This window comes from Halobellus captivus, assembly GCF_007655485.1.
GTDB lineage: Archaea > Halobacteriota > Halobacteria > Halobacteriales > Haloferacaceae > Haloquadratum > Haloquadratum captivum.
Window position 1 is genome coordinate 94917 of the sequence record NZ_VJXQ01000005.1, and the last position, 8471, is coordinate 103387.

The 8471-nt window shown below is 54.1% G+C and carries 7 protein-coding genes; 4 read left to right on the forward strand and 3 right to left on the reverse strand.

From position 1 onward, the window contains the following. Positions 1 to 7 precede the first annotated feature (7 nt). Both FJT57_RS13060 and FJT57_RS13065 read right to left on the reverse strand, forming a co-directional pair. Positions 8 to 1981 (reverse strand): TRAP transporter permease, encoded by a 1974-nt coding sequence (locus FJT57_RS13060; protein WP_238993994.1) that lies wholly within the window; start codon positions 1979 to 1981, stop codon positions 8 to 10. Continuing rightward, on the reverse strand, positions 1971 to 2990 hold the full coding sequence (locus FJT57_RS13065; protein WP_144905955.1) for a TAXI family TRAP transporter solute-binding subunit: 1020 nt from the start codon (positions 2988 to 2990) through the stop codon (positions 1971 to 1973). The genes FJT57_RS13060 and FJT57_RS13065 overlap by 11 nt, the downstream gene beginning before the upstream one ends. Positions 2991 to 3146: 156 nt before the next feature. Between FJT57_RS13065 and FJT57_RS13070 the strand changes: the two genes are divergently transcribed. Beyond that, the gene (locus FJT57_RS13070; RefSeq protein ID WP_144905957.1) at positions 3147 to 3923 is read left to right on the forward strand and encodes an IclR family transcriptional regulator; all 777 of its coding nucleotides are present in this window, start codon (positions 3147 to 3149) and stop codon (positions 3921 to 3923) included. 164 nt (positions 3924 to 4087) lie between these two features. Here FJT57_RS13070 and FJT57_RS13075 read toward each other — a convergent pair whose 3' ends face one another. Then, positions 4088 to 4417 (reverse strand): DsrE family protein, encoded by a 330-nt coding sequence (locus FJT57_RS13075; protein WP_162524354.1) that lies wholly within the window; start codon positions 4415 to 4417, stop codon positions 4088 to 4090. Positions 4418 to 4887: 470 nt separating this feature from the next. On the opposite strand from FJT57_RS13075, the gene FJT57_RS13080 reads away from it, so the two are divergent. From FJT57_RS13080 to FJT57_RS16975, 3 genes are all read left to right on the forward strand, one after another. After that, positions 4888 to 5511, forward strand: a complete 624-nt coding sequence (locus tag FJT57_RS13080) for a hypothetical protein (protein ID WP_144905960.1) — start codon at positions 4888 to 4890, stop codon at positions 5509 to 5511. Between the two features lie 265 nt (positions 5512 to 5776). Next, the gene (locus FJT57_RS13085; protein ID WP_144905962.1) at positions 5777 to 6439 is read left to right on the forward strand and encodes a hypothetical protein; all 663 of its coding nucleotides are present in this window, start codon (positions 5777 to 5779) and stop codon (positions 6437 to 6439) included. Between the two features lie 952 nt (positions 6440 to 7391). Continuing rightward, positions 7392 to 8471, forward strand: a 1080-nt coding sequence (locus tag FJT57_RS16975; protein ID WP_238994004.1) for a cbb3-type cytochrome c oxidase subunit I, incomplete at its 3' end; no start/stop codon positions are given.

Below are 8471 nucleotides of genomic sequence, written 5' to 3' on the forward strand. Positions count from 1 at the left end.
AGTATCCTCATTCCGTCTCGACGGTGGCCTGCTCTGTTCGTTGATCCCGAGTACCGAACTGCCGCTGAATGATGAAGCCGGTCACGACAAATCCCACAACTCCTGTGCGGACGGCAGTTCCGGGATAAGCCATCGCAACGACCCCAGTCACTACGAACAGGCCACGAATAGCGAGATCGGCGTACCAAGAGAGGCCGAACGGTCGTTCGATGTAGTTGATTCCGTGGGTGATGCTGATCGCCCCAACGAGAACAAGTGTGGCTGAAATCAGGGTGCCCACGTTCACGCCACCAGCGATTAATTCAGGATTGTAAATAAACGCGAACGGGAGAATGAACAACGGGAGTGCGATCTTGATTGCCTCGACACTTGTCGGCCAAAAGTCGCTTTGGGCGATCCCAGTTGCCACCGCAACCGACGTAGCAATCGGAGGTGTGATCGCTGCGAGGATCGCACAGTAAAAGACGAAGAAATGCGCCGCAATCTTGGGCACGCCGAACTCGCCACTGAGAGTGGGAGCAATGAGCAGGGCGACAATAAGATACGCTGCGGCAGTTGGCATCCCCAAACCGAGGATAATCGAAATAACCATCGCCAGTATGACCGCAATGAGCATAATGCCGCCGGAGATATCGATGAGCGCGAGCGTAATCGCCGACGGCACACCGGTCGTCAGCAGAATAGTGACGACGCCGTTTATCGCCGCGATAATAATCGCAATCCCTGCCAGCGAAAGCGCCCCAATTCGAGCACCCTCGATAGTTTGACCGAGCGTTCGTCGGGTAGCACCGGAGACTGATTCATATCCAAGTGCCGCACGCGTGATTGGAATCGTAGTTCCAGTGATAGCCATCGAAAAGGCAGTATACAGTGCTGCAGAGATCACTGTGTACTGTGCGATGCCTAACGTATAGACGAGGACAACGAACGGAATGAGGAATTGGATCCCTTCGATGGTGATATCACGCTGCGTCTTCGTCACGTCAATGAATTCCTCTACATCGATTTGCACGCCCGAAACTTGTGAGATGGATGTATAGTGAACCCCAACCCCGATAGAACAGACCATAATTAGCGCTGGCAGGGTCCCGGCAATCACTACAGTGGCATACTCGATTCCGAGCAACGAAGCCATAATGAATGCCCCAGCCCCCATCACCGGCGGGAGAACCTGTCCTACAGTCGAGGCGACAGATTCGATCGCGCCAGCGGTCTCGGATCGAAGACCGTTCTTTTTCATAAGCGGGATCGTGAATGACCCAGTCATAGCCGTGTTAGCGGCTGTGCTCCCGTTAATCGAGCCGATAATCATACTCGCGATGACCGCTGATTGAGCGACACCCGATCGAATATACCGGGAGGAGCGGACGGCGAGTCGGATCATCAGATCGAAGCCGCCATATGCCTGCAAGAATCCGGCGTACAACAGGAAAAGAGCGAGCCAGGCACCGACGAGCCGTGTCAGGGTTCCAAAGAACCCATCGATCTCAAGAACCAGGATCCGTAACATCCGCGTCGGTGTGATCCCTCCGTGTCCGAGCACACCCGGAATCGCTGCTCCAAACAGGCCATATGCAATCGCCACCAACAGTATAGCGAGGAATAGCTCTCCGAACTCTCGAAAAGTGAGATAGAGAATCGAGAGAACGAACATTGCAGCGAGGACATACTCGTAATTCAGCGCGTATCCAATACGGACCGAGTAGAGGACGTTGAAGTTGAAGAACATATATCCAGTCGTCAGGAGGACGACGAGACCAGCAGAGATCAGAAGGACGAGTTCTCGTCGATCGTTCTCCACATAGGCATCGAATACGTTATCGATAACATAGACCGTAGCGATTGCTCCGAGGAACGCGATTCCGAAGCGCGCTCGCGGCATACGCTGGGTGAGAGCATAACTGATCACGATGGCCCAAAAGATGAGGCTCACTCCAGAAACAACCTGCGTCCGGCGGTTCATTGCTGATTCAAAGCTCACCGGTTGTCCACGAATCGTTCCACGCGCCTTCTTCTTGCCAAAACTCTGCCACGCCCGGATGGACCGGCTGGTCTGCGATGAGACCACTCGTCATATCGGAAACTTCGCTGTACTCGGGATAGATCGCATTCGCCTCGATGATCGCGTCGTTCTGCTCGTATGCGATCCGGGTGATCGTTTTTGCCGCCTCAGTTGAAACACCGTCACCGAACCGGAACTGGGCACCGAGGTTCCACGTTGCGGCGCTGTCTGCACCGATGTCTTGATTCCACCCGTAGGTGTCTACCTCCTCAAACGTTGTCCCATCGGCGTTCTCTATGGCTTGTCTGAATGCTTCCGTGGCAGTCACCGCTCGAAGCTCAAAACGGGCATCAAGCTCACTTACCCAGCCTGGAAGTGTTTTGTAATTGACTCCGTAGACAACTGCTGCATCCACCCGTTCCTCCTCAAGCGCACCAGGGAGGTCACTCCGACCCATTTCAAACAGGTTGATTTGGTCATACAATCCAGCCTCCTGAAAAACGGCATCCGTCGGCGGTCGAACGCTCGTCCCGGGCGGATTAAGCCACACATTCGCCCCAGCGAGATCGTCGGTTGTCTGGATATCTGTCTCGGCTCGCGCGACCACGTACATATGCGCGAGGACGTAAAAGAACCCCTGGTAAGGTATCTTATCGACAGAATTCTCCTCGAAGCTCCCGGAGTCGTTCATCGCCTCTGCAGCCGCGAAGTTGTCGAACCCACCGGCGTCGATCTCTCCGTTGTCGTATAAACGGAAGTTCGAGGGGCCAGTTCCAGATGTCTCTTGCGCGGATATTTCGACGTTTTCAGCATTCTCGTTGACGACTTTTTGGAGTGCCTGTGTCGATGCGAATGTGGCGCTACCCTGAGGTCCGGCACCCATTCGGAGGGTAGTGCTGCCGGAGGACGAACAGCCAGCGAGAAGGACGGTGCCCGCACCCGCGATACTACGCAGAAATGCGCGTCGGTTGGTGGTGATGTCAGTCATTGTCGGGATTGAACGCAGAATTATCTCGGCTCGATATATAAATACCGATATGTGAATCTCTTCTAAATATATCCAATTTCTCACCAGGGATTCCCAAATAGTGAATTATTAGGTAGTAGCCCGCAGAAAGCTATTCCAACGAGGTATATTACATATATGGCAGATAATAAACTCAAATCGGTCGATACTGCGTTTCGTATAATAGAACACCTCAAATCGGAAGATGGTGCAACGATATCTGAAATTGTTTCGAGCTTCGATATCTCAAAAAGTACCGCCTATCGATACCTTACAACACTCAAGTCCCACGGGTATGTGGTAAATGAGGATCGCGACTACCACGTCGGGTTGCGATTCGTAGAAATGAGTCACTATGCGAAACACCGAAAGCCAGCTTATGAAATCGCTCAACAGACCACGAGCACGCTTGCAACTGAAACCGCAGACCGTGCCTCGTTCATAACTAATGAAAACGGGCTAGGCGTCGTGCTTGCTAGCGAGGTTGGTGAACACGGTATTTTCGCCGACACACACATTGGGCAGCGGTTCTATCTCCACGCATCAGCCGTAGGGAAGGCCCTCCTCGCATTACTCCCCGCTTCCGAGGTTGAGGAAATCATCGACCAATATGGACTCCCTGTACTAACAGAGTCGACTATCACGAATCGGGACGCTTTGTTCGCGGAACTTGACGAGATCCGGGAGCGTGGCTTCGCAATCAACAACTCTGAGCGCATCGATGGCATCCGAGCTGTCGCGGTTGGGATTACCGATGCTGACGACCAAGTCATCGGAGCCTTCGGCGTTTCTGGGCCAACAAGACGGATGTCGGACGAGCGGATTCAAAACGAGTTACCACAGACACTGTTGAGCCTTGCCGAAGAATTCGAACTGCGAATCCGCTACTCTGAACCCTTCGATAGCGTGACGTGATTGTCCCGCAAACGGGTTGCTCCGGTGATTTGTTGACTCCTGTACTGGTGAGTTACAGCAGACAGAGTCTAGCTCTGGGCAGTACTGTCCCTCACACGTGGGTCTCATATCTCATCAACCGGACGTGATGGTATCTAACGACGTGATGCGTAGCCTTGGGCTTGTCAGATTTTAATATATGCGTAGCCTTGGTTTTGAAGGCGTGTGAGTTCTCCGACTCCAGAAGAAACAAACTCAACGCCGTCCGGGAAATCATCTACGCTGGCCGTGGCTTTTTGTGCTGCGTTCGAACAAATCAGAAATGAGACATCGGCTGCTAGAATCGCCTTTGGTACTTCCCGAAGTCTGGTTGCTGCAGCGTCGATAGCAACTGACGAATCAACCAATACGGCGACTTGGTCCGTCTCAACGGTTGTATCGGCAATCAGGTTATCCACTTTCGCATCAGCGTATGAGAGCGTTTCAGGAGTAGAAACGTGGAACACCGTGTGCATACCGCGTTGTAAAACCGGGGTCAGCATAGAGGTGGTGGAAAGTTTCCTCCGCAAAATAAGAGGGTATTTCTTGGGGGATTCACCCAGCAGTCACTATTAAAGTGTTCCCGACGTCTTGCGATGTTCTGCGAAGGTAATTTTCAACTAGATCAACAGAAACGAATAGAAAAGTGCGTTCATCACATCTATTCTAAGGGGTGTACCGTTTGGACAGTTTACAGTTATACTTTTTCGAGATCAACGTTAGTGGTTGATGTCCAAGCACTCTCACGAACCACGAAAGCCAGATCCACAGATCACGCCTATGTCACCGCCATTAATCTCGAACGGAAGGCCGTGGCAAATCCTCCTGAGCGAGTGTGAAGTTCAGGGTGTGACTCCGGCGGTTCAAGAGGGGCTCGTAATTCAACTCGCGACCCCCGAATATCTCCGGCAATAGACGTATGTCCGGTAACGAAGAAGGGACGAATATGCCCAGCTTTCCATCCTTATTTGGAACGGACGACGACTCACTGTTCGATAACTACGATACGTTCATTCCGAAACACAATCCGATGCCCGACAGGTTTCTCGAAGGGCACGACGTCCTAACAGGAAATGATCACGTTGCCTTCCATCGCCTCACGAGAGAGTTATTCGAGGAACGGAAAGTGTACGACATGACCTTCAATTATAACCTCGCTCGGTTGAATTTAGATACGCGGCACAAGAACGCCGGGTATCGATACGCTGTCGAGCGTAACAACGCCGACGACGCCATTGACAGTGAGGGCGCGAATCGCGTCCTCCGTGCAGAGTTCACGCCAACGACGCCGTTCTGCCCACAGACTCACACGCTCACGATCGGCTCGTTCCGGGCGTGGAACGGCCTCTCTGACCGCCACGAATATGACCTCGTTCGAGTCCGGCCAGCACCGATGCACCATCAGAGCGACGCGATCAGCGACCAACTTGCGGAACTCGAACAGACGTACCTGGAAACGGGCGATGTGACGACCAAACCGGAAGACAGTGCCGAGATCGGATCGAGCCCGATGGAACGGACGATGCAAAATGAGGGAGTCAGCCAAGGGTCACCGGATGCTCCGTTCTGAATCGGCTACCTAGCTCAAACTCGAGCCCGACCCGTCGGTCACCGATACAGTAAGCGTACAAGCCTTCACTGCGGGTGCGAAACGAACGATCCGTTGCGAATTCGGTGCAGATTTATTTAGAAGCTACAAGGCAGCTCTGCTGAAATACGTTCCGTTAGACATATTCTTGTCCAAACCAATCGGTTGCAGAAGAGTGCGGATCGAGTAGCTGAATACAGTCTCCCTGTGATTATTTACAACCACGGAAGCCATCTCATTGTGACAGATGCACACGGCAAAAGAGTTGGATGGTGCTTCGTTTGAGTATCAGGTCGATGGAGACGTAGTCCCCAGAGAAACAGTGATGCCATCCGTGACGTCGGATGACCGAGTGGGTGTCGTGATGGGGGCGGGAACTGAGGGACTCGGTGCTGGTAACTTTATTCTCTCGTGTGTCACTGCGTTCTACGATTATCTCAGAGAAAACCGCGAAGAGGATTTCTTCGAGTATCCGGACTACTATACTTTTCAGGCCACCAGCGAACCGGCGGACTACCGGATGCTCGACATCTATCCCGACCACAAAAACGTCACCGTCGAATCGGATGCAGAGCAGCTATTGCGAGCGATCAACGACCGGGCGATAACGACTCTCCTCGTCCCAGATGTGTCACCCACGTCTCCCGACGTAGATAACATCACACTCCAAAGCGCTCATCGACGGATAGATCACTGCTATGTGTATGCTCCAGATGGCCGTCCGAGCAATGCAGAATTCTCAATACGTCAGCCACGCCAGCCAGCAAGAGAATGGTTCGAAACGACTGTCGAGTCACTTACCGGCGACTCAGAAGTAAGCGCTCCCTCATTTGGTTCTGACGATGACTGGATAGACCAGCAGTTCCGGGAGGTCTCGGTTGAACAGGCTTTTGAACGTCTGCCAGGTTAGAAACTTTTCTCAAGAGACTGCTTCTGTCTTGATCGATAAATAGTCCCACTGGACTGACCGATTGGGGATGGAGGAATCGATCACCTGTTGAGGGTTTCAACAGAGCTTACAAGGCTAAAACCCCGCCCTTCGGGGTGGGGAGGATGTCAAGTACTGTCTGTCGTGGTGAGCCAACGTGATTCCGCTCAAAAGAGAAGTACACAGCCGCATTGTGTTCCTCTAAAAGCGGATAGTGCAGTTTACAATCTCTCGCTTGGTAACGACATACCTCATTCGGAGAACTGCATAATCGCAACTATCCCACTATGAGCGTCTTCAACACGTTCGACCGAAGACTCCGGGACCAACGATCCGCTTCCGGCGAACCCTCACTGACGAGACAGTGCAAGCGACGGACTACGTCAGCGACGTTCCGACGGTGGCCCCGCAATCGGGAATCATCAGCGAATTCTCGATGGGTCAACGAACAAACAGCAGTGGGAGGTCTCCGCTACTGTCTGGCACCATCGCGTTCAGGCTGTGTTCGCTGAGGATTCGCTGTTCACCATTGAACGGGCGCAGCCGACACGCCGATCAGTCGAATCGTATCGCCGAATATATTCGCCCGAAGGTTACTGCGTGGCTATGCAGTAACTCAGGCGATGAAATTCCGCTGTCGACGCTGTGGCGTGAGGACGGGCAACACCGCGACGATGAGTAGGCACGTCGTCGAAGAACACGGCCGTCTGGAATTCGGCTGGAGTATTGTTCGGATCCCGGAGACACCGATCGAACGTCCGGTCACGTGGCTCTCAAACCTCCCGGTCCGGATCCGTGCTCGGTTCGGACCCCACCTGCGCTGAGACGTCTGTCACGGCACAGCGAATATGTTCCCGGTAAGGATGATGTCCGTTTACCAAAAATCGCGGGGTGTATGCCGATCGGCTCAAGCCAACTCGTACTCACTGCCGTAATGGGACTGTTTCTGCTGGTTGTCGTCGCGTGGATTGCACGAGTCGAATCGTGGCGGTCCTACACCCCCGCCGGTGGCGTCGGCGAATCCGGAACTGCCCGCGATCACGCCGAGAAGCCCAGTGGGCTGCTTCGGTGGTTGACGACGGTCGATCACAAGGATATCGGGCTTCTGTACGGTGTTTTTGCCGTGGCCTCCTTCGCTTGGGGCGGTATCGCCGTGGTGCTGATGCGAACGGAACTCCTGACGCCGCCGATCGATCTGCTCGGCGCAGCTACCTATAACGCACTGCTGACCACCCACGGAATCACGATGCTGTTTCTGTTCGGGACGCCGATGCTCGCTGCGTTTTCGAACTACCTGATACCGTTACTCATCGGTGCGGACGATATGGCCTTCCCGCGGATCAACGCCATCGCCTTTTGGCTGCTCCCGCCGGGGGCACTCCTCATCTGGGCGGGGGTCATTCTCGACCCGCTCGGCGTCGGTATCGAGGGGGCACAGACCGCGTGGACGATGTACGCGCCGCTCTCTGTTCAACAGGCGAACCCAGGCATCGATTTGATGCTGCTCGGGCTGCATCTGACGGGCGTTTCAGCGACGATGGGCGCAATTAATTTCATCGTGACGATCTTCACCGGACGTGGCGAGAACGTCTCGTGGGCGAATCTCGATATCTTCTCGTGGACCGTGTTGGTTCAATCTGGTCAGATCCTCTTCGCGTTCCCGCTTTTGGGGAGTGCGATCGTAATGCTGCTTTTCGACCGCAACTTCGGAACGACGTTCTTCGTCGGGGAGGGGGGAGCGATGCTGTGGCAGCACCTGTTCTGGTTCTTCGGCCACCCCGAAGTGTATATTCTCGTGTTGCCGCCGATGGGGCTCATCAGTTATATCATTCCACGGTTCTCCGGGCGCCGACTGTTCGGGTTCAAGTTCGTCGTCTACTCCACGCTCGCGCTCGGCGTCCTCTCGTTCGGCGTCTGGGCGCACCATATGTTCGCGACGGGGATGGATCCCCGCCTTCGCGCCTCGTTTATGGCCGTCTCGATCGCGATCGCGATCCCGAGCGCGGTGAAGACG

Bases quoted from the DNA above. Each gene is read 5' to 3' on its own strand.
- FJT57_RS13065 (WP_144905955.1), bottom strand. From the start codon at position 2,990: ATGACTGACATCACCACCAACCGACGCGCATTTCTGCGTAGTATCGCG.
- FJT57_RS13070 (WP_144905957.1), top strand. From the start codon at position 3,147: ATGGCAGATAATAAACTCAAATCGGTCGATACTGCGTTTCGTATAATA.
- FJT57_RS13075 (WP_162524354.1), bottom strand. From the start codon at position 4,417: ATGCACACGGTGTTCCACGTTTCTACTCCTGAAACGCTCTCATACGCT.
- FJT57_RS13080 (WP_144905960.1), top strand. From the start codon at position 4,888: ATGCCCAGCTTTCCATCCTTATTTGGAACGGACGACGACTCACTGTTC.
- FJT57_RS13085 (WP_144905962.1), top strand. From the start codon at position 5,777: ATGCACACGGCAAAAGAGTTGGATGGTGCTTCGTTTGAGTATCAGGTC.